A 25,555-nucleotide genomic window follows, 5' to 3' on the forward strand; every position below is an offset into this window, starting at 1 on the left:
CGGGGCCCTCTCGTCGCAAGTAACACCTTGTCAGGCTTGGTACCACAGAGTACCGTACCGGGAAATAGCTTTCGGTACACCGCAGTACCACCCCGAGCACGGGGGAGATGTTGGGAGCATCATCGCCATGAGCGAAGTACTCGTCGCCGCACCGGCCGCAGCCCGGATGCCTCCGGTCGCCCGGATCCCAAAGTTGTTCCAGGGGCTCGTGTTTGCGCTGACGAGGCGAGGGATGATCAAGCGCCTGGAGCGCCGTTACGGCAGCGTTTTTACGCTCAACATTCCGATCTACGGCCGCGTCGTGGTGGTCGGGGATCCGCAGCTGGCCAAGCAGGTGTTCACCACCAGCCCCGACGAGCTGGGCAACATCCAGCCCAATCTCAGCCGACTGTTCGGCGCCGGCTCGGTGTTTGCGCTCGACCGCGACGAACACCGCAGGCGACGCCGGCTGCTGGCACCGCCGTTCCACGGCAAGAGCATGAAAAACTACGAGAGCATCATCGAGGAAGAAACGCTGCGCGAGACCGAGGACTGGCCCGAAGGCCAGTCTTTCGCGACGCTCCCGCCGATGATGCACATCACGCTCAACGCCATTCTGCGTGCGGTCTTCGGCGCCGACGGTGCCGAACTCGACGAGCTACGCCGGCTCATCCCGCCGTGGGTAACCTTGGGCTCGCGGCTCGCGGCGGTGCCCAAACCCCAACGCAGCTATGGCCGGTACAGCCCGTGGGGCCGGCTTGCCGAATACCGGCGCCAGTACGACTTGGTGATCGACAAACTGATCGACGCCGAGCGCGCCGACCCGGGCTTCACCGACCGGACCGACGTGCTGGCGCTTATGCTGCGCAGCAGCTACGACGACGGTACGGTCATGTCGCGCAAGGACATTGGGGACGAGCTGCTCACCCTGCTGGCCGCCGGGCACGAGACCACGGCAGCCACGCTGGCCTGGGCCTTCGAGCGGATAACCCGGCACCCCGAGGTGTTGGCGGCCCTGGTCGAGGAGGCCGACGGTTGCGGCCATGAGCTGCGCCACGCGACGATCCTGGAGGTCCAGCGATCCAGGACGGTCATCGATTTCGCGGCCCGCCGCGTCTATCCGCCGGTTTATCAGCTCGGCGAATGGACCATTCCGCGCGGGGATTCGATCATTGTCAGCATCGGTCAGATACACGACAGCCCCGACGTCTACCCCGAACCGCAGCGCTTCGACCCGCAACGGTTCATCGGTGGCAAGCCGTCCACCTTCGCGTGGATTCCCTACGGCGGCGGCGCCCGACGCTGCGTGGGCGCCGCCTTCGCCAACATGGAAATGGACGTGGTGTTGCGAACAGTGTTGCGCCACTTCACTATCGAGACCACCACCGCTCCCGCGGAGAAGTGGCACTGCCGTGGCGTTGCCTACACCCCCAAGGATGGCGGCCGGATCGTCGTCCGCCGCCGCTGAGCGCTACCGGCTCGCGTCAGCCCTCCGCGGCAGCTTCCAGCCGGGCCGGATGTAGTGGCAGGTGTAGCCGCTGGGGTAGCGCTGCAGGTAATCCTGGTGCTCGGGCTCGGCCTCCCAGAACTCCCCCGCGGGGCTGACCTCGGTCACCACCTTGCCCCGCCACAGGCCAGACGCCTCGACATCGGCAATGGTGTCCAGCGCGATTCGTTTCTGCTCGTCGTCGGTGTAGAAGATGGCCGAACGGTAGCTGGTCCCCCGGTCGTTCCCTTGCCGGTTCTTCGTGGTCGGGTCGTGGATCTGGAAGAAAAACTCGAGGATCCTGCGGTAGTCGGTGACGGTGGGGTCGAAGACGATTTCGACCGCCTCGGCGTGGGTGCCGTGATTGCGATAAGTCGCGTTGGGAACGTCGCCGCCGCTATAGCCGACGCGGGTAGACACCACCCCCGGTTGCTTGCGGATCAGGTCTTGCATCCCCCAGAAGCAGCCGCCCGCCAGGAGGGCTCTCTGGGTATTTCGTGCGGGATCAGCCATGCTCTTTGTCCTCCTTTGCGGCCAGGCTACACTCCGCGCGTGAGGTGCAACGGCGCATGAACAGCCCGGGATTCTCCCGTAGCGAATTGGCCGCGGCGTTCGAGGAATTCGAAGCGTCGGTCGCCCGGGCGGCCGAGACACGCGACTGGGACGCCTGGGTCGAGCACTACACACCCGACGTCGAGTACATCGAGCACGCGATGGGCACCATGCACGGCCGCGATCAGGTGCGCGACTGGATTCGCCGAACCATGACGACCTTTCCTGGCAGCCACATGGTGGCGTTCCCGTCGCTGTGGTCGGTGATCGACGAGCCGACCGGGCGAATCATCCTGGAGCTCGACAACCCGATGCGCGACCCCGGGGACGGCAGCACGATCACCGCGACCAACATCTCGATCATCACCTACGCCGGCGAGGGCCTGTGGCGCCGTCAAGAAGACATCTATAACCCTTTGCGCTTCCTGAAGGCCGGGCTCAAGTGGTGCCAAAAGGCGCAAGCGCTGGGCACACTCGACGATGACGCCGCGCGCTGGCTGCGCGAGAACGGCGGCGTGCAATGAGCGGCAAGCCGAAGCTGGTCATCGGCGCCAACGGCTTTCTGGGGTCACACGTGACCCGGCTGCTTGTCGAGGACGGCAACGAGGTGCGCGCCATGGTCCGGCCCACCGCCAACACCCGCGCCATCGACGACCTCGAAGTCACCCGCTTTCATGGCGATGTCTTCGACACCGTCACCGTGCGAGAGGCCATGGACGGTGTGGACGATGTGTACTACTGCGTCGTCGACACCCGCGCCTGGCTACGTGACCCCGCGCCGTTGTTTCGCACCAACGTCGAGGGTCTGCGCAACGTCCTCGACGTCGCCAAGGACGCGCATCTGCGTCGGTTCGTCTTCACCAGCAGTTACGCGACGGTGGGCCGCCGGCACGGCCACGTTGCCACCGAAGACGACGTGATCGGAACACGGGGTCTGACGCCCTACGTCCAATCCCGGGTCCAGGCCGAGGATTTGGTGCTGCGATACGTCGCCACCGAGGGCCTGCCCGCTGTCGCGATGTGCGTCTCGACGACCTACGGCAGCGGCGACTGGGGACGCACCCCACACGGCGCGTTCATCGCGGCCGCGGTGTTCGGCAAGTTGCCCTTTCTGATGGATGGCATCGAGTTGGAAGTCGTGGGTGTCGACGACGCCGCGCGTGCGCTGGTCCTGGCCGCCGAACGCGGGCAGAACGGCCAGCGCTACCTGATTTCCGAAAAGTTGATGCCGCTTCGGGATGTCGTGCGGATGGCGGCCGAGGAGGCCAATGTGCCTGCCCCGCAACGGTCCATCCCGGTGCCGCTGTTGTATGCGCTGGGGGCGCTGGGAAGCCTCAAGGCCCGCGTCACCGGCAAAGACGCCGAACTCAGCCTGACGTCGGTGCGCATGATGCGCGCCGAGGCGCCGGTTGATCACAGTAAGGCGGTGCGCGAATTGGGTTGGCAGCCACGCCCGGTCGAAGAATCGATCCGCGATGCGGCGCGGTTCTGGGCGGCGATGCGGACGGCCCGGAACAGCGCCTAACCTGGTCGCGCAGCGCGCCGCGGTGTGGGATCCTCGCAGGGGCGTCGTGCATACGGGTACCCAGATCCACGCATCGCTTCTCTGGCCGCGCCCGCAACCGGGCCACTGTCGGTGGCACCACCCGATGTGCCCGGCTCTGCGCGACAACATAATTCGCGGCACGGCGGCATCTTCACAGTCGCTCGGAGCCGGGCACATCGGGTTGACGGTGCAGAGACATGTGCCAGTTGTGGCCAATGCGACGCGACTGCCGCGCTGTGCTGGCTCGATGGTGGCGACCCGCTGCGACCGGCTGCGCCGCTCTTGCGATCGCCACGGCTTGATGGTGGCGACCCGCTGCGACCCGCTGCGACCGGCTTGGCCGCTCTTGCGATCGCCACGGGCGTCCGGGCTAGTTCAAGACGTCGAAAATCGCTGCCGCCGAGGTGACCGGCTTGTCCTGGTTGCCCTCGTCGTGCAAAAGCATCCGCACTCCGATGCGTTTCGCGCGGCTGCCCGGGTGCGCCGTCCCCTCGACGCGAAACGGGCCGACCTTGCCGCGTGACATGAACATCACATGCCAGCTGACGACTTGAAGGTTCCTGGTGCCCACGGCCGCCGCCGCGAGGTCGATGGCCGCGGTTTCCAAGACGACGTGCTGCGGCCCGATGTGCAAGGCGGCATCGGGTGAGGCCAGCTCCAGGCTCAACGGAGGTAGCACCCAGTGGCCGTCGGGCCGTTTTGATGCGCCGAACGCCTCCCACAACGGCGGCAGATCCGGGGAGTCTTCGATGACGAGTTCGGTGCCCGAAACATCCATCCTGTCAAGGCCTTCGGGCGGGATGCCGATGATCGCGCCCTGACCTTCGTTGAAGGCGACGACCCGGTCGGGATTGTCGGCGTCGACGATCTTGCACCGCCCGTAGCCCATCGTGCGGCCCTGGTGGATATTGCCGGAATCGACGATCTCGATCCGCTTGACGTCGTACCCCGGATCGACGATCTGCACCGAGGCGATCACCGGGTTGGGCACCGCCACCATATCCGTCTGACAGCCCTCCGGCGACGAGATCGCCAACGGCGCCACCATGATTCCGCCCGCCTCGTTGCGCATGTCACGACGGATCGTGACCGTGTTGTCGACCTCCCCGGTGTTCATCGCCGAGTGATTCCGGCCGATGTAGCGGTAGCTCAACAGGCCCGTCCAGCGCCGGAACAGCTCGTCGCGGTACGCCTCCGTGTCACCGGCGAACTCGCGGATATCGCGCGGTTGATCGCTCATTCGTCGCTCCTCTGCCCCACGACGGCGTCGTCACCGACGTCGACACCGTCGAAGAACCGGTTCATCGTGATGCCGGGGTGGCGGATCGGCACGAGGAACATCGTCAAGCCCTCGTGTTGTGAGTCATATCAAGTGAACACGGTCCCGGCGTCGACGAAGAACATCTAATCCTGAGCAGTCGCTCAGGAAGGCTACGAATGGACCCTATACCAATTTCTGACCGCCGTTGCTAGGAGCCCTAACGGCTGCCCCCGCCACTCGCGACGGGAATGCTGGTCGCCGCCTGGCGTTACACCTCCCATGAGTCATCGCAAAGTCTTAGAACCCAACGCCGGGCACCCCATCACCATCGAGCCGACCAGGGGACGCGTCCAGGTCCGTGTCAACGGCGAGCTGGTCGCGGACACCTCCGCGGCGCTGCAGCTGCAGGAGGCCACTTTGCCGGTGGTGCAATACATTCCGCTGGCCGACGTGGTTCAGGACCGGCTGACCCGCACCGACACCAGCACCTACTGCCCGTTCAAGGGCGACGCCAGCTACTACAGCGTGACCACCACCGCCGGTGCCACCGTCGACGACGTGATCTGGACCTACGAACAGCCCTATCCGGCGGTCGCAGCGATCGCCGGTCACGTCGCGTTTTACCCGAACAAGGCCGACATCAGCGTCCAGCCCGACTGACGCCCGGCTACGCGAGAACCGCCGCGTAGGCCTGGGTGTCGCTGTATTCACGTATCGACAGGATCAGGCCGTCGCGGGTATCGAAGATGCACACAAACGGGCTTTCGTAGTGCTTGTCCTTGTCGGTCACACCTTCGACCTGCCCCTCGATCACCACAATCTCTCCGGCGTTGACGCATCCGGTCAGGTCGATGTTCACCTGGGTGAGACTTCGTTTGTGCTCCTCGACGGCTTGCCGAAGGGTCTCCTTGTCGAATGCCATGCGGGTGAGGATGCTCCAGTAGGTGAACTCATCGCTCAGCAGCGCGAACCCCTCGTCGATATCCCCGCCCTCGCACAGGCTCTGCAGGAACATCCACGCCAGCTCGGCCTGCGGGTCGTCGAACGGCGTCATCACCCCGCCATCCTGACGTGGCGAACACTTTGCGGTCAATCGAGGGCGCCGGAGAGCATGCGCGAGCCGGCCGGGTGAAGTCCGAACGCAGTGTCACATTTGCCGGTGCGGGTGGTTTCGCCAACACCCTGGCACCGCTGCGCCGGGGTCGTCGGGACCCGTCCTTCCACGTCGCGGGCGACGGCACCGTGTGGCGGACCAGCCTGCTGCCCACCGGACCCGTGACAGCGTGCATAGCCCGTACCGCGCCCGACACCGTCCACTGCGTGGCCTGGGGATGTGGCGCCGCCGAGTTCGTCGAGTCGCTGCCTGCGCTGCTGGGCGCCGAGGACGACGCGGCCGGCTTCGTACCGACGGACCCGACGGTCGCCGCCGCGCAGCGACGGGTTCCACACCTGCGCCTGGGCCGCACCGGACGCGTGCTGGAAGCCCTCATCCCCGCGGTCATCGAGCAGCGGGTACCGGGCGCCGACGCCTTTCGGTCGTGGCGGCTGTTGCTGACGAGGTACGGGACACCTCCGCCCGGGCCGGCACCAGCCGAGATGCGGGTGCCGCCCTCGGCGGAGGTGTGGCGAGCCATCCCGTCCTGGGAATTTCACCGCGCCAACGTCGACCCGCGGCGAGCGCGGACAGTGGTGGGGTGCGCGCAGCGGGCGGCGTCGCTGGAGCGGTTGGCCAGCATGCCAGCGGCGCAGGCGTACAAAGCACTGCAGTCGCTGCCCGGGGTGGGGGCGTGGACTGCCGCCGAGACCGTGCAACGGGCGTTGGGTGACGCCGACGCCGTGTCCGTCGGCGACTATCACATCCCGAAGATGATCGGCTGGACGCTGCTGGGCCGTCCCGTCGACGACGCCGTGATGCTCGAACTGCTGGAACCGATGCGACCCCATCGCCACCGCGTGGTCCGCTTGCTGGAGGCCAGTGGCCTGGCTTACGAGCCGCGGCGTGGCTCCCGGCTGCCGGTGCAGCGCATCTCGTCTCTATAAGAATCGCGATGACTCGGCTTGGTTACTGTCCATGCCCATCGGGTACGCCTTGGGAAATCAACCGTATGCGAACTCGAGGGGCAACCAATGACGCAGTTCACCATCCCAGGCTTGACCGACAAGCAGGGAGCCCGGCTCGCAGAGCTGCTGCAAAAGCAGTTGAGCACATACAACGATCTTCATCTGACCCTGAAGCATATTCACTGGAATGTGGTGGGCCCCAACTTTATTGGGGTGCACGAGATGATCGATCCGCAGGTGGAGGCGGTACGCGCCTTCGCCGACGACGTTGCCGAGCGGATTGCGGCTCTCGGCGCGTCACCCGAGGGCACGCCGGGCGCCATCATCCGAGATCGCGCCTGGGACGACTATTCGGTAGGCCGCGACACCGTCCAGGCGCACCTGGCCGCACTGGACCTCGTCTACAACGGCGTCATCGAAGACATTCGCCAGGCTATCGACGAGACCGACGAACTCGACCCGGTCACCCAGGATCTGCTGATCGGCCAGGCCGGAAATCTGGAGAAGTTCCAGTGGTTCGTCCGGGCACATCTGGAGAGCGCCGGCGGAAAGCTGGCCCATCAGGGCACGTCCACCGAGAAGAAGGCGGCAAGTACCGCACGCCGCAAGTCCAAGTAGCCGCCGCTACTCTGTCGTCGAGGTTTCTGAGGCCGCCCCTGCGCGTTCGGCCTCAGCGGCCTCGCGATTCAGCCGTTGTGCCTCGTAGATGGTCACGTTGGTGCGGGACAGCAGCAGGGCCGCGATCCCCACGGCGATGATCGCGCCGGGCACCACCGAGAACGAGCCGGTCATCTCGGCGACCATGATCATGACGGCCAGCGGTGCCCGCGCGACGCTGCCGAAACAGGCCATCATGCCGACCACGACGAAGATTCCCGGCTCGTGCGGCACTCCGGGCAGGTGGCACACTTCGCCGAGCCGCCAGACCGCGGCGCCGACGAACGCGCCGATGACGATGCCAGGACCGAACAGCCCGCCGGACCCACCGGTGCCGATTGACAGCGACGTCGCCACGATCTTGGCGATCGGGAGAAGGACGACGACCCATAACGGGATCCCGAGCAGCGATCCCCGGTCGGCGGCCAGTTGCGCCCAGCCGTAGCCACTGCTCAGGACCTGCGGCATGACCAGCCCGAGCAGACCGACCAGCAGCCCGCCCATCGCGGGCTTGAGCACCGGCCCGCCGGGCAATCGATGCGTGAGCGCCACCGCCGCGTGAAACGTCCGCGCGTACAGGTAGCCGACCGCCGCCGCTACCAGCCCCAGCACCACGAACCACAGCAGCGGCCAGGCCTTTTCGAAGCGGTACTCGGCGTCGATGTAGCCGAACAGCGGATCGAAGCCCAGGAACGCCCCGAGTACCGCGTACGCCGTGCCAGAAGTAATGAAGCCGGGCAGCAGGCTGCGGTAGTCGAAGTCGTCGCGGTAGGCGATCGACGCCGCCAGCACCGCACCGCCCAGCGGGGCGGCGAAGATGGCGCCGATGCCCGCCCCGATGCCCAGCGCCACCGCGGTCCGGCCGTCCTCGGCGGACAGGTTGAGCCGTCGGGTCAGCAACGAGCAGAAGCCGGCCGAGATCTGGGCCGTCGGGCCCTCCCTGCCGGCCGATCCGCCGGAGCCGATGGTCAGCGCGCTGGACACCATCTTCACCAGAACCACCCGGCCGCGGATGGCGCGCGGGTCGCTGTGCACCGCCTCGATCGCCTCGTCGGTGCCATGGCCGGTGGCTTCCGGGGCGAGCCTGGCCACGATCAACGCCGACAGCAGGGCGCCGCCTGTGGTCACCAGCGGAATCGCCCACGGGCGCGCGAAACCGTGCGACCCGAGGTTGCCGCCTTCGCCGACGGGGGTGGGGATCTGATAGCCGCCGAGATAGCCGAGCAAAAACTCACCGGTGTACTTCAGGGCGAGATAGAAGACCACCGCGCCCAGGCCGGCGATGACGCCGATCGTGATGCCCAGCAGGAACCACTTCTGTAGATAGCCCGACTTCCTGATGGACGCGCCGAATCGTCCCCCGGCCGCGGCGGGCGGCGCGACACCTGGCTGCGAGTCGTCCAGCGCTTCGTCGCTCACCGCGCAGGCACCCCAAGCACCAAGTCATCCTATTGGGCCTCCTATTGGACCTCGAGGTCACTCACGCGGCCCGACACTCAGGGAATAAGCGGACCCTAGTCCGGTTATATGGGTCAGTTGCTGAACAAGGTAAAGAAGGAGGTAAACATGCCTGCCGTCACTGCAGACACGTTGACCCTGCCGCGTATCACCCCGGCCGGCCCCGGCGACACCGAGCGCCCCATCCGATCGATCACCACCGGCCCGCGCGGCTACGAGGGCGAGGGCTTCCCGGTGGTGCGAGCGTTCGCTGGGGTGAGCAGCGCCGCCCTGGACCCGTTTGTGCACATGGACCAGATGGGCGAGGTGGACTACCTGCCCGGCGAGCCCAGGGGCACCGACTGGCATCCGCACCGGGGCTTCGAAACCGTCACCTACATGCTGGACGGAACATTCGCCCATCAGGATTCCCACGGCGGCGGTGGTCTGATCGCCGACGGCGCGACGCAGTGGATGACGGCCGGATCCGGCATCCTGCACATCGAGACCCCACCGGCCGAACTGGTCGAACACGGCGGGGTATTCCATGGCATCCAGCTGTGGGTGAACCTGCCGAAGAAAGACAAGTTCGCGGCACCGCGGTATCAGGCCATCGAAGGCGGGGACGTCAGGTTGCTCTCCTCTGCCGACGGCGGCGCACTGGTGCGCGTCATTGCCGGCGAGATCGGCGGCCACCGCGGGCCCGGCAGCACCCACACGCCGATAACGATGGCGCACGCGACAGTCGAAAACGGCGCCCGGCTCAACATCGGCTGGCGGCGGGAGTTCAATGCCCTGGTGTACGTGTTGTCCGGCCGCGGCTTCGCCGGCCCCGTCGGGCACCCTATTCACCAGGGTCAGCTGGCGGTGTTCGGGCCCGGCGACCGGATGACGATCGCCGCCGCACAGAGATCGGACTCGTCCGCAACGGCAGCACTCGATGTGCTGATTCTGGGCGGACTGCCGATCCGGGAGCCGGTGTTTCACTACGGACCCTTCGTGATGAACTCCAAGTCCGAGCTGATCCAGGCGATCGAGGATTACCAAGCCGGCAAGTTCGGCGTTATCCCGCCGAATGCGTTAATGCCGCATCGCGGTGGTGACACACTCTAGAGGTGCCTGAAACCGCCAGCAGAGGACCGGGGCGCCCCCCTGCGGCCAAGGCGGACGACACCCGGAAACGCATTGTCGGCGCAGCCCGTCAGGTGTTCAGTGAGCGGGGGTACGACGGGGCGACATTTCAGGCGATCGCGGTCCGCGCCGACCTGACCCGCCCGGCCATCAACCATTACTACTCCAGCAAGCGGGTGCTGTACCGCGAGGTGGTGGAGCGGACCAACGAGGCCGTCGTCGGTGTTGGAATCGAACTGGCGCGCCCCGAGACCACGTTGTTGGGGCGACTGGCGGCGTTCATCGCGGCCGCGATGCAGGCGAATTCCGAGAGTCCCTCCTCGTCGGCGTTTTTGGTTACCCACGTACTGGAATCGCATCGACATCCGGAACTGAACAATGCCGAGAGCGATGCCGTGCGGGTCAGTCGCGAGTTTTTGACCTGGGCCGTCAACGACGCGATCGAACGCGGTGAGATTGCCGCCAGTATCGAAGCGGCCGCATTGGCCGAGACCCTGCTGGTCGTGATGTGCGGCGTCGGGTTCTACGCGGGCTATCTGCAGAGCTCCCAACAGATCGAGGCCGTCGTCGCAATGCTGCGGCAGTTGCTGGACGGCGGAGTCTGGCGGCCCGAGGTGTAACGCGAGGTCTACGCATCGTGACGTGACCCACAGAGCGTATAGGCTAGCTAACTTTTTCGGGTAGCATGGCCGGGATATCGACTGACGTACACGACGAAGCCGGAGCCAAGCACCCGATGAGCACACTACGCAGCCACGATGACACCTGGGACATCAAGACCAGCGTCGGTGCCACCGCCGTGATGGTGGCCGCAGCCCGCGCCGTCGAAAGCGAACAGCCAGATGCGCTGATCCGTGATCCCTACGCCAAGCTGCTGGTGACCAACGCCGGGGCCGGCGTCTTGTGGGAGGCCATGCTTGATCCGTCGATCGCAGCCAAGGTTGAACAGATCGACGCCGAGTCCGCGGCCCACCTGCAGCACATGCGTGGGTACCAAGCGGTGCGGACGAATTTCTTCGACACCTACTTCGCCGATGCGGTCGACGCCGGAATCCGGCAGGTGGTGATCCTGGCGTCGGGCCTGGATTCCCGCGCCTACCGGCTGGACTGGCCTGCGGGCACCACGGTGTACGAGATCGATCAGCCCCAGGTGCTGGACTACAAGTCCACGACGCTGGCCGAAAATGGCGTGACGCCGTCGGCCGATCGCCGGGCCGTGGCCATCGACCTGCGGCAGGACTGGCCCGCGGCGCTACGGAAAGCGGGCTTTGATCCGACGGCACGGACGGCCTGGCTCGCCGAGGGGCTATTGATGTACCTGCCCGCCGAGGCTCAGGACCGGTTGTTCACCCAGGTCGGGGAGCTGAGCGTGGCGGGGAGCCGGGTGTCGGCCGAGACCGCGCCCAACCACGCCGACGAGCGCCGCCAGCAGATGCGCGAGCGGTTCAAGAAGGTCGCAGAGGAGCTCGGCCTGGAGCAGTCCATCGATGTCGGTGAGCTGATCTATCGCGACGAGCACCGGGCGGACGTCGCGGACTGGCTCAACAAACATGGCTGGCGTGCCGAGGCGCATCAGTCGGCGGACGAGATGCACCGCCTGGGCCGCTGGGTCGAGAACATCCCGATGGCCGACGACAAGGACGCCTTCTCCGAATTCGTGATCGCGGAACGCTTGTAATGCCGCGCACTGCCGACGACTCCTGGGACATCGCGACCAGCGTTGGGGCGACGGCGGTGATGGTGGCGCTGGCCCGTGCCCGCGAAACCGCCAGTGCCGACCCGTTGATCCGGGACCAGTTCGCCGAGCCGCTGGTCTCGACGCCCGAGCTGGAGGGCGTCCGGGAGCAGGTGGCCGCCTGGTGGTCTGGGGATCCCGACGATGAGGTGGACTTTGCCGTCGGCGCCCAGCAGATGATCAACTACCAGGCGGTACGCACCCATTTCTTCGACGCGTACTTCGCCGAGACCGCGCAGGCCGGCATCCGGCAGGTGGTGATCCTGGCGGCCGGGCTGGATTCGCGGGCCTACCGGCTGGCCTGGCCGGACGACACCGTCGTCTACGAGATCGACCTGCCGAAGGTACTGGACTACAAGGCGCAGACGCTGGCCCGCCACGGCGCCGAGCCGATCACCGACCGGCGAGCGGTGCCGGTCGACCTGCGTCACGATTGGCCGCAGGCCTTGCGTGACGCCGGCTTCGACCCCGCCCGCCCAACGGCGTGGCTGGCCGAGGGGCTGTTGCCGTTCTTGCCCGCATCGGCGCAGGAGGCCATGTTCGGCTCGGTCGACGCGCTGAGTGCGCCGGGTAGCCGGGTGGCCGTCGAAATTTTCGGTGCCGACGAAGCCAAACGCAAAGAGGCCGAAGAGAAGTGGGCCGCGCTGCGGGCCAAACGCGAAGCGCGCGGTGAAGACACCTCGTTCAACCCGTTCGACCTCTGGTTCGACCACGGGGGCCGGTCCGAGCCGGCCGAGTGGTTCGCCTCGCGGGGCTGGACCACCGTTTCGGTGAGCGCTCGCGACGAGGCGATCCGGCTGGGCCGGTCCCCGGAGTCGGACGCGCGGCCGTTTCTGAACAGCTTCGTCACGGCCACCAAGCCCTGACTCAAGCCCTAACTCCAGCCCTGGCGGGCGCATCCTTCCCTACAGCTCTCCCAACCGGATGGTTAGGATCGCGGTTATCACCCATGTGGGCCTTGCAAGAAAGCGGCGGGCAACTGCGGCAGGTCCGGGAAGGATAGACACTGATGACCACCGAATCGATTGCGCCGAAGACTCAAGAAGCCCAGAGTGACGTCGCCGCGACCGTAGCCCGGCTCCGGAAGACCTTCGCCAGCGGGCGCACGCGCAGTGCCGAGTGGCGCAAGGAGCAGTTGCTGCAGCTGCAGACGTTGATGGAAGACAACGAGGACGCCATCACCAAGGCGCTCGCCCAAGACCTGGACCGCAACCCGGTCGAGGCGTTCATCGCCGACGTCGCGACCACCATCAACGAAGCGAAGTACGCGGCCAAGCGGGTGCGCAGGTGGATGCGCCGCAAATACCTGCTGCTGGAGATGCCGCAGTTGCCCGGTCGCGGTTGGGTGCAGTACGAGCCGTACGGCACCGTGCTGATCATCGGCGCCTGGAATTACCCGTTCTACCTGACCCTGGGTCCTGCGGTCGGGGCCATCGCTGCGGGCAACACCGTCATCCTGAAGCCTTCGGAAGTCGCCGCCGAGTCGTCGCGGTTGATGGCCGAGTTGGTGCCGCGCTACCTCGACAAGGACGCGATAGCGGTGGTCGAGGGCGACGGCATGGTGACGCAGGAGCTGATCGCGCAGGGTCTGGACCGGGTGATGTTCACCGGCGGCACGGAGATCGGGCGCAAGGTCTACGAGGGCGCCGCGCCGCATCTGACGCCGGTGACGCTCGAGCTCGGTGGCAAGAGCCCGGTGGTCGTGGCGGCCGACGCCGACGTGGAAGTCGCCGCCAAGCGGATCGCCTGGATGAAGATCCTCAACGCGGGCCAGACTTGTGTGGCGCCCGACTACGTGCTGGCGGACGCGACGATCCGCGACGACCTCGTGAGCAAGATCGGTGCCGCGCTCACCAAGTTCCGCTCCGAGGAGGACCAGAGCGGGATGCGCATCGTCAACCAGCGCCAGTTCGATCGGATCAGCGGTTACATCGCCGATGCCGAATCCGGGGGCAAGGGAACCGTCACCGCCGGGGGCGGTCGCGACGCGTCGAGTATGCGCATCGAGCCGACGGTGGTCCTCGACCCCGACCCGGACGGGCCGCTGATGAAAAACGAGATCTTCGGGCCGGTTCTGCCGGTGCTCACCGTCCAATCCCTCGACGACGCAATACGTTTCGTCAACTCGCGGCCCAAGCCGCTGTCGGCGTATCTGTTCACGAAGTCGAAAGCGACCCGCGAGCGGTTCATCCACGAAGTGCCGGCCGGCGGCATGCTGGTCAACCACATCGCCTTCCAGGTGTCGACGGCCAAGTTGCCGTTCGGTGGTGTCGGCGCCTCGGGAATGGGTGCCTACCACGGCAAGTGGGGCTTCGAAGAGTTCAGTCACCGCAAGTCGGTGCTGACCAAACCGACCCGCCCCGACATGTCGAGCATCATCTACCCGCCCTACACCGAACGGGCCTTCAAGCTGGCTCGCCGGCTGTTCTGATCGCTGCCGGAAACTTCCACATACCCAGAGAGGAACTCGATGCCCGGAGTGCAGGATCGCGTTATCGTCGTCACCGGAGCCGGCGGGGGGCTGGGCCGTGACTACGCCCTGACCCTGGCCGCCGAGGGCGCCTGCGTCGTCGTCAACGACCTCGGCGGTGCCCGCGACGGAACGGGCGCCGGCTCGGCGATGGCCGACCAGGTCGTCACCGAGATCAAAGACGCGGGCGGCCGTGCCGTGGCCAACTACGACAGCGTCGCCGAAGAAGACGGCGCGGCCAACATCATCAAGACCGCGCTCGACGAGTTCGGCGCCGTGCACGGTGTGGTGAGCAATGCCGGGATCCTGCGTGACGGCACCTTCCACAAGATGACGTTCCAGAACTGGGACGCCGTGCTCAAGGTGCACCTCTACGGCGGGTACAACGTGATCCGCGCCGCGTGGCCACACTTTCGCGAGCAGAGCTACGGCAGGGTTGTGGTCGCCACGTCCACCAGTGGGCTGTTCGGCAACTTCGGCCAAACCAACTACGGCGCAGCCAAACTCGGCCTGGTCGGTCTGATCAACTCGCTGGCGCTGGAAGGCGCCAAGTACAACATCCACGCCAATGCGGTGGCCCCGATCGCGGCGACTCGGATGACACAGGACATCCTGCCGCCCGAAGTGTTCGAGAAACTCACACCCGAATACGTCGCGCCGGTGGTCGCCTACCTGTGCACCGAGGAGAACGCCGACAACGCATCGGTGTTCGTGGTCGGCGGCGGCAAGGTGCAGCGGGTCGCGCTGTTTGAGAACCAAGGTGCCAACTTCGACAAGCCACCGACGGTGCAGGACGTGGCCGCGCAGTGGGCCGAGATCACCGACCTGTCCGGCGCCCAAAAAGCAAACTTCAGCTTGTAGCACACATGAAAGCCTGTGTTGTACAAGAGCTTTGCGGTCCCTCGGGGATGGTCTACACCGACATCGAGGACATCGGCGACGACGGCAGCAACGTGGTCATCGATGTCCGCGCCGCCGGGGTGTGCTTTCCCGATCTACTGCTGACCAAGGGCGAGTACCAGCTGAAGTTGGAGCCACCGTTCGTGCCCGGTCTGGAGACCGCGGGCGTGGTGAATTCGGCCCCGCCGGGATCGGGTTTCCGTGTGGGCGACCGGGTTTCGGCGTTCGGCGTGCTCGGCGGCTACGCCGAGCAGGTGGCTGTCCCGGTGACCAACGTGATCCGCAGCCCGGCCGAACTCGACGACGCCGAAGCGGTGTCTTTGCTGGTGAATTACAACACGATGTACTTCGCCCTGGCGCGCCGCGCCGCGATGCGCCCGGGTGACACGGTGCTGGTGCTCGGAGCCGCCGGGGGAGTCGGCACGGCTGCGGTTCAAATCGCCAAGGCGATGAACGCCAAGCGGGTGATCGCCGTGACGCACCGTGAGGGTGCCGCCGACTATGTGTCGTCGCTCGGGGCCGACGTGGTGCTGCCACTGCAGGACGGCTGGGCCGACCGGGTGCGTGAGCACACCTACGGTCGGGGTGTGGACATCGTTGTCGACCCCATCGGTGGCGCGGCCTTCGATGACGCCATTCGGGTGCTGGCCATCGACGGCAAGCTGCTGGTGATCGGGTTCGCCGCGGGCGACATCCCCACCCTCAAGGTCAACCGCCTGCTGCTGCGTAACGTCAGCGTCATGGGCGTCGCGTGGGGTGAGTACCTCAACAAGGTTCCCGGTTCGGCGGCGTTGTTCTCCTGGGGCCTGGGCCAGCTGGTCTTCCTGGGCCTGAAACCGCCTCCCCCGCAACGCTATCCGTTGTCGGAGGGCCAGGCGGCGTTGCAGACGCTGGCCGATGGCGGTGTGCTCGGCAAGCTCGTTCTCGAGCCGTAATCGGCCGCCGGTCAGCCCGGCGAGGGCGGTACCGTGCCCGTGAAATCGTCGTAGACGACTTGCGCGGCGTGCTCCACGACGCGAACTTCGAAACCGGCGGCGAGCGTGGCCAACGCGGTGTCGGCGGCCGCTGGCGCGCCGACCGCATAGATCAGTCCGTCGACGGGGTCACCGCCGGCGGCTTGTAAGACCCCATCCAGGAACAAGTTGGCATCGTACGACGGGACCGCGGTCACGAAGGCATTCGCGATGTCGGCGGTGGGCAGCGCGACCGCGTATACCGCCGAGGCCGAATCGCTGACCGCATTGAAGAAATTGGAGTTCGCGTTCTGTAGTGCCGTGACAAAGCCCTGCGGCGAGGACGGCACGGCGAGGCTCGGCAGCAAGGACCCGCCGGTCCCGGACCCCAAGATCGACGTCAGGCCGGACAGCGAAAGGTTCGGCGGCGACGAGAACGCGGAGCTGACGTCGTTCATGAATGCGCTGACCCCGTGCTGGGTTCCGGCGCCCAGGGCGGCGGCGACGTCGAAGGCGCTGACCGGCGGGAGCACGCCGAACGGGGTCGGGACGTTCGGCGGGTCGGGCGACCAGCCCTGGGTGGTGCTGCCGTAGCCCAGGTCGACGATGACCCGCACGTCCGGCTCGATCAGGTCAGCGAGTGGGGCGCCGATGCCGGGGATGGCACGCAACGGGGACAGCAGCGGCAGGTGTTCGGTGGGGACGATGAAATATTGAGTCTCGGTGGGGCCCACCGTGTTTGTCAGCTGCACGGCGGTGCCGCCCTGGCTCGGCGGCACCAGCTGGCTGGGATCGAGGAATGGATAGCCCCCGTGCAATTCGACGATGCCCAGGAATGCGTTCAGGTCGGCCGGTAAATCGAGCGGGTATTGCGGGAAGTCCGCGAAACCGTCGTATTCGATCGAGTAGATCCTCGTCGGGAACGAATTGTCCGGCGTCGCATTGCCGAACGTCAGGCCCATGCTGGGCAGGCTGAGCCCCGGGAAGCGGGCGAGCAGGCCGCCGTTGGGATTGCTCGGATCACCGACGAGGGTGAACCTCAGGGGTAACGAACTCGGCGTGTTGCTCGGGTCGAGCATTGCCATCTCCATCGAGGCGATGGTTGCGCTCTGCGAGTAGCCGAAGACGTTGACCTGGGTGACGCCCGGGGTGGCGAGTTGCGCCTGGATCGCATCGTTCAGGATCGTCACCCCGCGCGCCGCCGACACGTCCAGCGTCAGGTCCTTGACGCCGGTGAGCGGATACAACCCCTCGGGCGTGGGCAGACCGATATTGGTCCCAGCCCCCCAGAACGGATTGATGTAGATCACCGGAATGCCGTTGATGTACAGCTGTGACGGTATCGGGTATCCGCTGGCGCCCATGACCAACGTGACGATGTTGCTCGCCGCCGGTGCAGCCGTGCCCCCACCGCCGAGGAGCGACTGGATGGGCGCCGTGATCGAATTCAGCGCGGCGTTTCCGGCGGCGGCGTTGGCAATCTCGGTCCCGGCGTAGGCGAGTCCGCCGGCGGCCAGTGCCTGGGTGAACTCGTCATGGAACGTCGACGCCTGGCCGATCAGGGTCTGGTATTCACTTGCGTAGCTATTGAACAGCGATGCCGCCGCCGTCGAGACCTCGTCGGCCGCGGCCGGCAGAACACCGCCTGTGGGGCCCACCGCGGCGGCGCTCGCCGCGCCGATCGACAAGCGAATGTTCGCCAAATCCGTGGCGGCCGCAGCGATCAAGTCGGGCTGCGCGCTCAGGTATGACATTGGGCCGGACTAAGCGCGGCTCACTGCGGACCCGGGTTGGGGGTCCCGGTCAGGATCGTTTCGGCCGCGTTCTCCAGGGCGATGAGTTCGAAACCGCCTGCGAGCGTGGCGAGTCCGACGTCGGCCGCGATCGGACGGCCGAAGGCGTTGACGAGTCCAGCCGGGTCACCGTTGACGGCTTGTTGGATGCCGTCGACGAACAGGTCGACGTCATAGGACGGCAGAGATACCGCGACCGCGGTCGCGATGTCTGCAGTCGGTAGCGCAACCGCGTACGCCGTGGAGAAATCGGTCGTGAGGGTGCCGATGAGGTTGTTGTTGGCTGACTGGATGCCGGACAGCGCATCGGAGATTGCGGACTCGGCGGATGTCGGCATGTTCGCGGCCAGCGTGTTGACGGTCGCCGAAGCCCCCGCGACGGCCTGTGCCACGCTGGCCGACGAGGGCAGGCTCAGGTGGGACAGGTCGTTGCCGAATGCGCTGAACCCCTGTCCCGTGCCGCTCGCCAACAAGGGTCCGAGGGCCATGGTGTCGCTCAGGGGCGGCAGGAACCCGAACGCGGTGGGCACATCGGCCGGCCCGGTCGACCAGCCGTAGTTGGGGTCGCCGTAGCCCCAGTTGATGATTGCCTTCAAGTCCGGCTGGATCAGGTCCGCAAGCGGCGTGCCGAGGAGCGGGATGGCGCGCAGCGGCGTCAACAGCGGCAGGTTCTCGGTGGGGATCATGTAGTAGGTGGTCATCGACGGCGCCCCCGACTGGGACAACGTAATGGCGGTATTCAGCGTCGCCTGCGTCAGGTGCGGATAGGTGCCGTGCACGAACACGATGCCCGCCAGCGCGTTGAGGTCGGAGAACACGTCGATCGGATACTGCGGGAAGTCGGCGAAGCCGTCGTATTCGAGCGTGTAAATCGTGGTCGGGTAATCGTTGCTCGGTGTGGTGGTGCCAAACGTTATGCCCAGGCTGGGCAGGCTCAAGCCGGGGAAGCGGGCTAATAGACCACCGTTGGGATTGCTCGGATCGCCGAGCAGGGTGAAGTTGATCTGGCCCGGCGAGAAGCCCTCGGCGACGAGTTTCGGCATTTCCATCGAGGCGATGATCGCGCTCTGCGAATAGCCCAGAACGGCAATGTTATTGACGCCGGGGATGACCACGTTGCTGGGCGAGATCTGCAGGTTGATGGCGTTGTCGAGCGCCGTGACGCCGCGAGCCAGCGATATGTCCAGCGTCAGGTCTTTGGTACCGGTGAATGGATAAAGGCCCTCGGCGGTGGTCACGGGTATCAGCGAGCTGAAGCCGGTGAATTGGGTCAAATAGCGGCTGTACACATTATTGATGTACGTCGACGGCGGATTCGCGGTGCCGCTGCCGGTCATGATCAGGATGTTTTTGACCAACGGGTCCGACGCCGTCACCCCCGTCGTGACTCCGGGGTTGCCGGCGCTGCCCACCAGCGGCGCCAACAAGTCCTGGACGGGGGTGGTGGCCGTGCCGAGCTGGTTCAGGGCCGCGGCTTCGGCTTGCGCGTAAGCGCTTCCGGCGGAGGTCAACAACGTAGCGAATTGGTCTTGGAACGCCCCGGCCTGCGCAATGAGCGTCTGAAACTGCTGGCCGTACCCGTTGAACACGCTCGCGACGGCGGCCGATACCTCGTCGGCGGCCGCTGCCACCACGCCACCTGTCGGGGTCGCCGCGGCCGCGTTGGCCTGGCTGATCGCCGAACGAATCTGCGACACATCTGCGGCGGCCGCCGATACAAAATCCGGCTCCACGTTCACGTACGACATCGGCCCATCCTCTTCGAACAGCCTGTTGTGAGGGGTGCCGACGACGCCATCAGCGGGACTACGAGGTCGGCTTTCGTCAGCGTAAATCCATTGCCGCCGGCCTGTCTGGCGTTTGGGTCGATGCGTTTTACGCCCGTCGAATTAGGGGACGAGGGCCGCGAAGGCCTCAGCGATCTGGGCCACCGCGCTGACGTACACCAAGGCATCGAAGCCGCCGGCGAGGGTGACCAACGCCGTGTCCGCGGCGATCGGCAGACCGATCGCGTTGACCAGTCCCATCGGGTCCCCGCCGGCCGCCTGCGCGATCCCGCCCAGGAACAGGTTGACGTCGTAGGCGGGAATGACGGTCAGCGCGGCGTTGAGCGTGTCCGCGGTCGGGAGCAGCGTCGCGTAGCTCGCCGCGGCCGCCTTGCTGAAGGCGTTGGCGACGTTGGTGTTCGCCGTCTGCAGTGAATGGATGATCGAGGTGGCGGACAAGCTGGGGGACGGCAACTGCGTCGCCGTCAGCGAGCTCGGTAGGCCGGTCAGTGACACCCCCGACCCCTCAGCCATGAAATCGCTTGCGGCAGAGCCGAATCCCTGCTGGGTGCCGGTGATTAGATCGACGCCGACGACGCCGGGGTCCACCTGGGGAAACAGCCCGAACGCGGTGGGGATGTTCGCCGGTGAGGTGGAATAGCCGTAGTTCGGGTCGCCGTAGCCGAGGTTGACCAGCGTCGTCAGGTCCGGTTGCACCAGGTCCGCGAGTGGCTGGCCGATCACGGGCAGCGCGCGCAACGGCTGCAGCAGCGGCAAGTCGGGATGCAGAATCATGTAGTACGTCGTGTGGGTGCCGTACGCGGGATCCGTTGGCAACTGCACGATGTCGCCGGGCGGCAGCGTCGACGGATCGACGTGCGGATAGGTGGGGTGGATGAACAAGATGCCCGCAAAGGCGTTGAGGTCCGAGAGCACGTTGATCGGATAACGCGGGTAGTCGGCGAAGCCGTCGTATTCCATTGTGTAGATGGTGGTTTGGTACGGCGTGTTCGGGGGTGTGGCGCCGTAGAAATCCAAACCCATGCTCGGTAGGTTCAGGCCGGGGAAGCGCGCCAACAGGCCACCGTTGGGATTCATCGGATCTGCCAACAGGGTGAAGCTGAGTTGACTCGGCGCCGGCGGGTTGGGCATCGCCATGATGTTCCGCATTTCCAGCGACGCGATTATCGCGCTCTGTGAGTACCCGACGACCATGGTGTCGTGACCGGCGGTGATCGTCCCCTGGGGTCCGAAGAGCGAGTTATCCAAGATCGTGACGCCCTGGCTCACCGAGGTGAACAAGGGCAAGCTCTTGACGGCGGTCAGGGGATACAACTCCTCGGGGGTGTAGAGCGTGATCGTTCCGGTCACGTTGTAGACGCTCTTGTCCACGTAATTCAGTAGTCCGTCAACGAAATCCATTGACGGGATCGGGTTTCCGCTACCGCCCATGGCGATGGCCACGACGTTGGTCGCCGCGGGCGCCGCACCGCCGGGGTTTGCGCTGAGCAGGCCTGCGAGTGCGTTCACCGCGGCGGTTTCGGCTTGGCTGTAAGCGGCTCCGGAGGCCGCCAGCAACTGGGCGAACTGATCGTTAAACGCGGCTATCTGCGGGACGAGGGCCTGGTATTGCCTGCCGTACGCGCCGAACATGTCGGCGATGGCTGCCGAGACTTCGTCGGCCGCCGCGGCGGCCATACCGGATGTCGGTCCGGCGGCGGCGGCGCTGGCCTCGCTTACCGCGGCCCCAATCCTTCCCGTGTCCGCGGCAGCCTCGGCCACATTCTGCGGGGAAGCGGTCAGAAACGCCATTCGGCCCGTCCTTCTGGCTGATCAGACTCGTGTCGGATAATTGCGAGCCTCAGCCTAAAGTCGAGCTGAGCAGCTTGTCCGGCGTTTGACGCCAAAACTGCTGTGCCGCAGTTAAGCTGCTGGTCTGTCCAGGTCCGCGCCAGCGTTCGATTGGCTTGTTCAGGCCAGCAGCGCGCCGCGCAACCGCTCCACGTCAGCTTCGGTGACGCCGGCGTCACGCAGGTAGGCGTCGAGGGAACCGTACTTCTCGTCGATCGTCTGCCACGCGGCGGCCAGATATTCCGGCCGGACGCCGAGCACCCCGTCGGACAGGCGGGCCTGGGTGAATGTCTCGACCTCCGGGGTCAACTCGGTATCCGAGCGCTGCTGAATCATCTCGTAGATGTGGGTGCGCAGCTGGGGTACGGCCGCATTGCTGCGAAGGTAGTCGGCGACGATGTCGTCATGGTCGATGCCGATCGCTTCCAGGACCGTGGCTACCACGAAGCCGGTTCGGTCCTTGCCCGCGAAGCAGTGCGTGAGCACCGGACGACCGGCCGCCAGGAGGGTAAAGACGCGGTGTACCGCGCGTTGGGCGCCGTTACGCGTTGGGAATTGGCGGTATTCGTCGGTCATGTGCCGTACGGCTTTCTCATTAACGGATTCGTCCGACTCGTCCGCAGCGCCTTCGAACAACCGCTGAAACGCCTGCTCGTGCGGCGCTGCGCCGTCGTCCGGCTCCCCCTCGCCTTGCTGGTCGGCCAAGTCGGGGAAGGGCAACAGGTGAATATCGACGCCGTCGGGCACCAGTCCCGGACCGCGGCGGGCGACCTCGCGGGTCGCGCGCAGGTCGGCGACGTCGGTGATGCCCAGCCGACGCAGTGTGGCCCGGCCCTCGTCCTCGAGGCGACTCAGCTCACCGGAACGGAACAGCCGCCCGGGCCGCAGCGCGGCAGTGCTGTCGGCGACGTCGCGAAAGTTCCACGCGCCCGGCAGTTCTCGTAGAGCGGCAACCATGTCAGCTGACCGCCGCGGCGAACGCGGACTGCTTCCGGCCGAGCTCGGCGCGCGCGACGCTGCGCATGTGCACCTCGTCGGGTCCGTCGAAGATGCGCATGGCGCGATGCCAGCCGTACAGCCGGGCCAGCGGTGTGTCCTCGCTGACGCCGGCCGCGCCGTGCACCTGGATCGCCCGGTCGATAACGTCGCAGGCTACCTGCGGGGCCACCGCCTTGATCTGCGAGACCAGAAGATGGGCGGCCTTGTTGCCGTGCTGGTCGATCGTCCACGCGGCCTTTTCGCGCAGCAGTCTGGCCTGATCGATTTCGTTGCGGGACTTGGCAATCGACTGTTGTACGACACCTTGCTCAGCAAGTGGACGCCCGAACGCCACGCGGTTGCGGGCCCTGTCGACCATGAGCGCCAGCGCTCGTTCGGCGCCGCCCAGCGCTCGCATGCAGTGGTGGATGCGGCCCGGTCCCAGCCGCGCCTGGGCGATCGCGAAGCCGCTGCCCTCCTCGCCGACCAGATTGGTGATCGGCACGCGGACGTTGTCGTAGATGATCTCGCAGTGGCCGTGCCGGTCCTGCCAACCGAACACCGAGGTGGACCGCACCACCGTCACCCCGGGGGTGTCCATCGGCACCAAGACCATCGACTGCTGTTGGTGGGAGGCGGCGTCGGGATTGGTGCGGCCCATCACGATCAGGACCTTGCAGCGCGGATCGGCCGCCCCCGTGGTCCACCACTTGCGGCCGTTGATGACGTAGTCGGCGCCATCGCGCACGATAGAGGTTTCGATGTTGCGCGCGTCGCTGCTGGCTACCGCCGGTTCGGTCATTGAAAAGGCGCTGCGGATCTCGCCGTTCAGCAGCGGCTGCAGCCACTGCTTGCGCTGCTCCTCGGTGGCGAACAGGTGCAGGGTCTCCATGTTGCCGGTGTCGGGTGCCGAGCAGTTGAGCGCCTCGGGCGCGATCTCCAGGCTCCACCCGGTCAGCTCGGCCAGCGGTGCGTACTCCAGGTTGGTCAGGCCCGACTCGGCCGGCAGGAAAAGGTTCCACAGGCCACGGTCTTTGGCCTTGACCTTCAGCTCCTCGATGATCGGCGGCACGGTGTGGTCACCAGCGCCGGCGTCGTGGCGGAACTTGTCGTATTCGGCCTGGGCGGCAAAGACATGTTCTGTCATGAACTCGGATAGCCGCTGGTGATAGTCGATCGCCTTAGCCGACATCGCAAAGTCCATGACCGCCACGATAAAACACCTGAATCTGCCCGGCGCGAGCAGACGCGAAATCGCACGAATCCGCGCTCCGGCATGCAATTCTGCGTCAGTTCGCGATAGATGATGGGGCCCTTACTTGGCCCCCGCCCGGCCTCGGAGCATGGCCGCGACTTCGAACTCTGGTAGGAGCCGATAGGGTGTCTGGGCAATCCGATCGGGGATGTGTGCCGAGAAGTTAGAGACTGTCCAGAACAGTAGAGGAAGTAGATGTACGTGCCATGACAGATCCGCAGACGGTGCTCGTCAAGGTCGGGGTGGTCGTCGAGTCCGGCACCGACGAACGACGCGTTGCTCTGGTACCCAAGGCTGTTGCGTCGCTGGTGAACAGCGGGGTGACGGTCGTTGTCGAGGCCGGTGCGGGCGACCGCGCGCTGCTGCCAGACGAGCTCTACACCGAGGCCGGTGCGAGCATCGGGGATGCGTGGGCAGCCGACGTCGTCGTCAAGGTTGCGCCACCGACGGCGGACGAAGTCGCCAGGCTGCGCAGCGGCCAGACCCTGATCGGCTTCTTGGCGCCGCGTAACGCCGACAACGCGATCGGCGCGTTGCAGCAGGCCGGGGTGCAGGCCTTCGCGCTGGAGGCCATTCCCCGCATCTCCCGCGCGCAGGTGATGGACGCGTTGTCGTCGCAGGCCAACGTCTCTGGCTACAAGGCCGTGCTGCTGGCAGCCTCGGAGTCGACCCGGTTCTTCCCGATGTTGACGACGGCGGCGGGAACCGTGAAGCCGGCCACCGTGCTGGTGCTCGGTGTCGGGGTGGCCGGGCTGCAAGCGTTGGCGACGGCCAAACGGCTGGGCGCGCGGACATCCGGCTACGACGTACGCCCCGAGGTGGCCGATCAGGTCCGCTCTGTGGGCGCGCAATGGCTCGACGTGGGAATAGATGCCGCCGGTGAGGGTGGATATGCGCGTGAGCTGACCGACGAGGAACGCGCCCAGCAGCAAAAGGCCCTGGAAGATGCGATCGGGGGCTTCGACGTCGTGATCACCACCGCGTTGGTCCCGGGCCGGCCGGCGCCACGGCTGGTGACCGCCGCCGCGGTAGAAGCGATGAAGCCGGGCAGCGTTGTCGTCGACCTCGCCGGGGAGACCGGTGGCAACTGTGAATTGACCGAGCCGGGCCGGACAGTGGTTAAGCACGGCGTCACGATCGCCTCGCCGCTGAACCTTCCGGCGACCATGCCCGAACACGCCAGCGAGCTGTATAGCAAGAACATCACCGCGTTGCTCGACCTGTTGATCAAGGACGGCAAGCTGGATCCCGACTTTGATGACGAGGTCATCTCGGAATCGTGTGTTACGCGCGCTCGTGCAGAACGAAGTGATGCTGAGGAGCGGCGCCAATGACCCCCGCTGGCGACGATGCAGAACGAAGTGATGCTGAGGAGTGGCGCCAAATGAACATCGAGAGGACTCCTGATGCACGGCATGTATGACGAACTGTTGGCCAACCTGGCGATCCTGGTGTTATCGGGATTCGTCGGCTTCGCGGTGATCTCCAAGGTGCCCAACACGCTGCACACCCCGCTGATGTCGGGGACCAACGCCATCCACGGCATCGTGGTGCTTGGCGCGCTCGTGGTGTTCGGCGAGGTCGACCATCCGACGCTCGCCGTGCAAATCATCCTGTTCGTAGCGGTGGTGTTCGGGACGCTGAACGTCATCGGCGGTTTCATCGTGACCGACCGGATGCTGGGGATGTTCAAGGGTAAAAAGCCGGTTCCCTCGAAGGCCGAAAAGGCAGAGGAGCCGGCCGT

Annotated in this window: 24 protein-coding genes; 15 read left to right on the forward strand and 9 right to left on the reverse strand. The window is 66.1% G+C overall.

The genetic code is table 11. The features are described 5' to 3' along the window. The first annotated feature begins 127 nt into the window (after positions 1–127). Positions 128–1,447 (forward strand): cytochrome P450, encoded by a 1,320-nt coding sequence (locus JO236_RS16110; protein ID WP_293332227.1) that lies wholly within the window; start codon positions 128–130, stop codon positions 1,445–1,447. A gap of 3 nt (positions 1,448–1,450) precedes the next feature. Here the strand turns inward: JO236_RS16110 and msrA are convergent, their stop codons facing one another. Then, positions 1,451–1,978: a peptide-methionine (S)-S-oxide reductase MsrA gene (gene msrA, locus JO236_RS16115; protein WP_293332230.1), complete on the reverse strand. Its 528-nt coding sequence runs from the start codon at positions 1,976–1,978 to the stop codon at positions 1,451–1,453. A gap of 56 nt (positions 1,979–2,034) precedes the next feature. On the opposite strand from msrA, the gene JO236_RS16120 reads away from it, so the two are divergent. Both JO236_RS16120 and JO236_RS16125 read left to right on the forward strand, forming a co-directional pair. Then, a complete protein-coding gene (locus JO236_RS16120) occupies positions 2,035–2,541 on the forward strand; it encodes a nuclear transport factor 2 family protein (protein ID WP_293332234.1) in 507 nt (168 codons plus the stop codon). Next, positions 2,538–3,542, forward strand: coding sequence for an NAD-dependent epimerase/dehydratase family protein (locus JO236_RS16125; RefSeq protein WP_293332237.1), 1,005 nt, complete (start codon positions 2,538–2,540; stop codon positions 3,540–3,542). Before JO236_RS16120 ends, JO236_RS16125 begins: the two co-directional genes overlap by 4 nt. Positions 3,543–3,933: 391 nt before the next feature. On the opposite strand, the gene JO236_RS16130 is transcribed toward JO236_RS16125, so the two are convergent. Then, entirely contained in the window at positions 3,934–4,803 is an 870-nt protein-coding gene (locus JO236_RS16130; protein WP_293332240.1) for a hypothetical protein, read from the reverse strand. Positions 4,804–5,103: 300 nt separating this feature from the next. Between JO236_RS16130 and JO236_RS16135 the strand changes: the two genes are divergently transcribed. Next, on the forward strand, positions 5,104–5,484 hold the full coding sequence (locus JO236_RS16135; RefSeq protein ID WP_293332243.1) for a DUF427 domain-containing protein: 381 nt from the start codon (positions 5,104–5,106) through the stop codon (positions 5,482–5,484). Between the two features lie 7 nt (positions 5,485–5,491). On the opposite strand, the gene JO236_RS16140 is transcribed toward JO236_RS16135, so the two are convergent. Beyond that, the gene (locus tag JO236_RS16140) at positions 5,492–5,878 is read right to left on the reverse strand and encodes a nuclear transport factor 2 family protein (protein ID WP_293332246.1); all 387 of its coding nucleotides are present in this window, start codon (positions 5,876–5,878) and stop codon (positions 5,492–5,494) included. A gap of 74 nt (positions 5,879–5,952) precedes the next feature. On the opposite strand from JO236_RS16140, the gene JO236_RS16145 reads away from it, so the two are divergent. Together JO236_RS16145 and JO236_RS16150 are read left to right on the forward strand one after the other, a co-directional pair. Next, positions 5,953–6,864: a DNA-3-methyladenine glycosylase family protein gene (locus JO236_RS16145; protein ID WP_293332288.1), complete on the forward strand. Its 912-nt coding sequence runs from the start codon at positions 5,953–5,955 to the stop codon at positions 6,862–6,864. An 87-nt stretch (positions 6,865–6,951) separates the two neighbouring features. Beyond that, complete coding sequence (locus JO236_RS16150) at positions 6,952–7,503, forward strand: Dps family protein (protein WP_293332249.1); 552 nt, start codon at positions 6,952–6,954, stop codon at positions 7,501–7,503. A gap of 6 nt (positions 7,504–7,509) precedes the next feature. On the opposite strand, the gene JO236_RS16155 is transcribed toward JO236_RS16150, so the two are convergent. Next, positions 7,510–8,961 carry a chloride channel protein gene (locus JO236_RS16155; RefSeq protein ID WP_293332252.1) on the reverse strand — a complete coding sequence of 484 codons (1,452 nt, stop codon included), beginning with the start codon at positions 8,959–8,961 and terminating at the stop codon, positions 7,510–7,512. A gap of 147 nt (positions 8,962–9,108) precedes the next feature. On the opposite strand from JO236_RS16155, the gene JO236_RS16160 reads away from it, so the two are divergent. From JO236_RS16160 to JO236_RS16190, 7 genes are all read left to right on the forward strand, one after another. Continuing rightward, on the forward strand, positions 9,109–10,092 hold the full coding sequence (locus tag JO236_RS16160; protein WP_293332255.1) for a pirin family protein: 984 nt from the start codon (positions 9,109–9,111) through the stop codon (positions 10,090–10,092). Between the two features lie 2 nt (positions 10,093–10,094). Continuing rightward, the gene (locus JO236_RS16165) at positions 10,095–10,730 is read left to right on the forward strand and encodes a TetR/AcrR family transcriptional regulator (protein WP_293332258.1); all 636 of its coding nucleotides are present in this window, start codon (positions 10,095–10,097) and stop codon (positions 10,728–10,730) included. Between the two features lie 116 nt (positions 10,731–10,846). After that, complete coding sequence (locus JO236_RS16170) at positions 10,847–11,788, forward strand: class I SAM-dependent methyltransferase (RefSeq protein WP_293332291.1); 942 nt, start codon at positions 10,847–10,849, stop codon at positions 11,786–11,788. Beyond that, positions 11,788–12,711 (forward strand): class I SAM-dependent methyltransferase, encoded by a 924-nt coding sequence (locus JO236_RS16175; RefSeq protein ID WP_293332261.1) that lies wholly within the window; start codon positions 11,788–11,790, stop codon positions 12,709–12,711. Before JO236_RS16170 ends, JO236_RS16175 begins: the two co-directional genes overlap by 1 nt. Positions 12,712–12,851: 140 nt before the next feature. Beyond that, positions 12,852–14,276 (forward strand): aldehyde dehydrogenase family protein, encoded by a 1,425-nt coding sequence (locus JO236_RS16180; RefSeq protein ID WP_416362265.1) that lies wholly within the window; start codon positions 12,852–12,854, stop codon positions 14,274–14,276. A gap of 39 nt (positions 14,277–14,315) precedes the next feature. After that, positions 14,316–15,176, forward strand: coding sequence for an SDR family oxidoreductase (locus JO236_RS16185; RefSeq protein ID WP_293332267.1), 861 nt, complete (start codon positions 14,316–14,318; stop codon positions 15,174–15,176). A 5-nt stretch (positions 15,177–15,181) separates the two neighbouring features. Further along, positions 15,182–16,150 carry an NADPH:quinone oxidoreductase family protein gene (locus JO236_RS16190; RefSeq protein WP_293332270.1) on the forward strand — a complete coding sequence of 323 codons (969 nt, stop codon included), beginning with the start codon at positions 15,182–15,184 and terminating at the stop codon, positions 16,148–16,150. An 11-nt stretch (positions 16,151–16,161) separates the two neighbouring features. Here JO236_RS16190 and JO236_RS16195 read toward each other — a convergent pair whose 3' ends face one another. The 5 genes from JO236_RS16195 to JO236_RS16215 form a co-directional block, all read right to left on the reverse strand. Continuing rightward, a complete protein-coding gene (locus JO236_RS16195; protein ID WP_293332273.1) occupies positions 16,162–17,922 on the reverse strand; it encodes a PE family protein in 1,761 nt (586 codons plus the stop codon). A 20-nt stretch (positions 17,923–17,942) separates the two neighbouring features. Then, a complete protein-coding gene (locus JO236_RS16200) occupies positions 17,943–19,709 on the reverse strand; it encodes a PE family protein (protein WP_293332276.1) in 1,767 nt (588 codons plus the stop codon). 141 nt (positions 19,710–19,850) lie between these two features. Next, on the reverse strand, positions 19,851–21,539 hold the full coding sequence (locus tag JO236_RS16205; RefSeq protein WP_293332279.1) for a PE family protein: 1,689 nt from the start codon (positions 21,537–21,539) through the stop codon (positions 19,851–19,853). A gap of 159 nt (positions 21,540–21,698) precedes the next feature. Then, positions 21,699–22,535 (reverse strand): tyrosine-protein phosphatase, encoded by an 837-nt coding sequence (locus tag JO236_RS16210; RefSeq protein ID WP_293332282.1) that lies wholly within the window; start codon positions 22,533–22,535, stop codon positions 21,699–21,701. A gap of 1 nt (position 22,536) precedes the next feature. Further along, entirely contained in the window at positions 22,537–23,748 is a 1,212-nt protein-coding gene (locus JO236_RS16215) for an acyl-CoA dehydrogenase family protein (protein WP_293332294.1), read from the reverse strand. Positions 23,749–24,017: 269 nt separating this feature from the next. On the opposite strand from JO236_RS16215, the gene JO236_RS16220 reads away from it, so the two are divergent. Continuing rightward, positions 24,018–25,145 (forward strand): Re/Si-specific NAD(P)(+) transhydrogenase subunit alpha, encoded by a 1,128-nt coding sequence (locus JO236_RS16220; RefSeq protein ID WP_293332285.1) that lies wholly within the window; start codon positions 24,018–24,020, stop codon positions 25,143–25,145. A gap of 81 nt (positions 25,146–25,226) precedes the next feature. Continuing rightward, on the forward strand, positions 25,227–25,555 hold a 329-nt coding region (locus JO236_RS16225), incomplete at its 3' end, for an NAD(P) transhydrogenase subunit alpha (RefSeq protein WP_293332297.1).

This window comes from Mycobacterium sp., from assembly GCF_019247635.1.
GTDB lineage: Bacteria > Actinomycetota > Actinomycetes > Mycobacteriales > Mycobacteriaceae > Mycobacterium.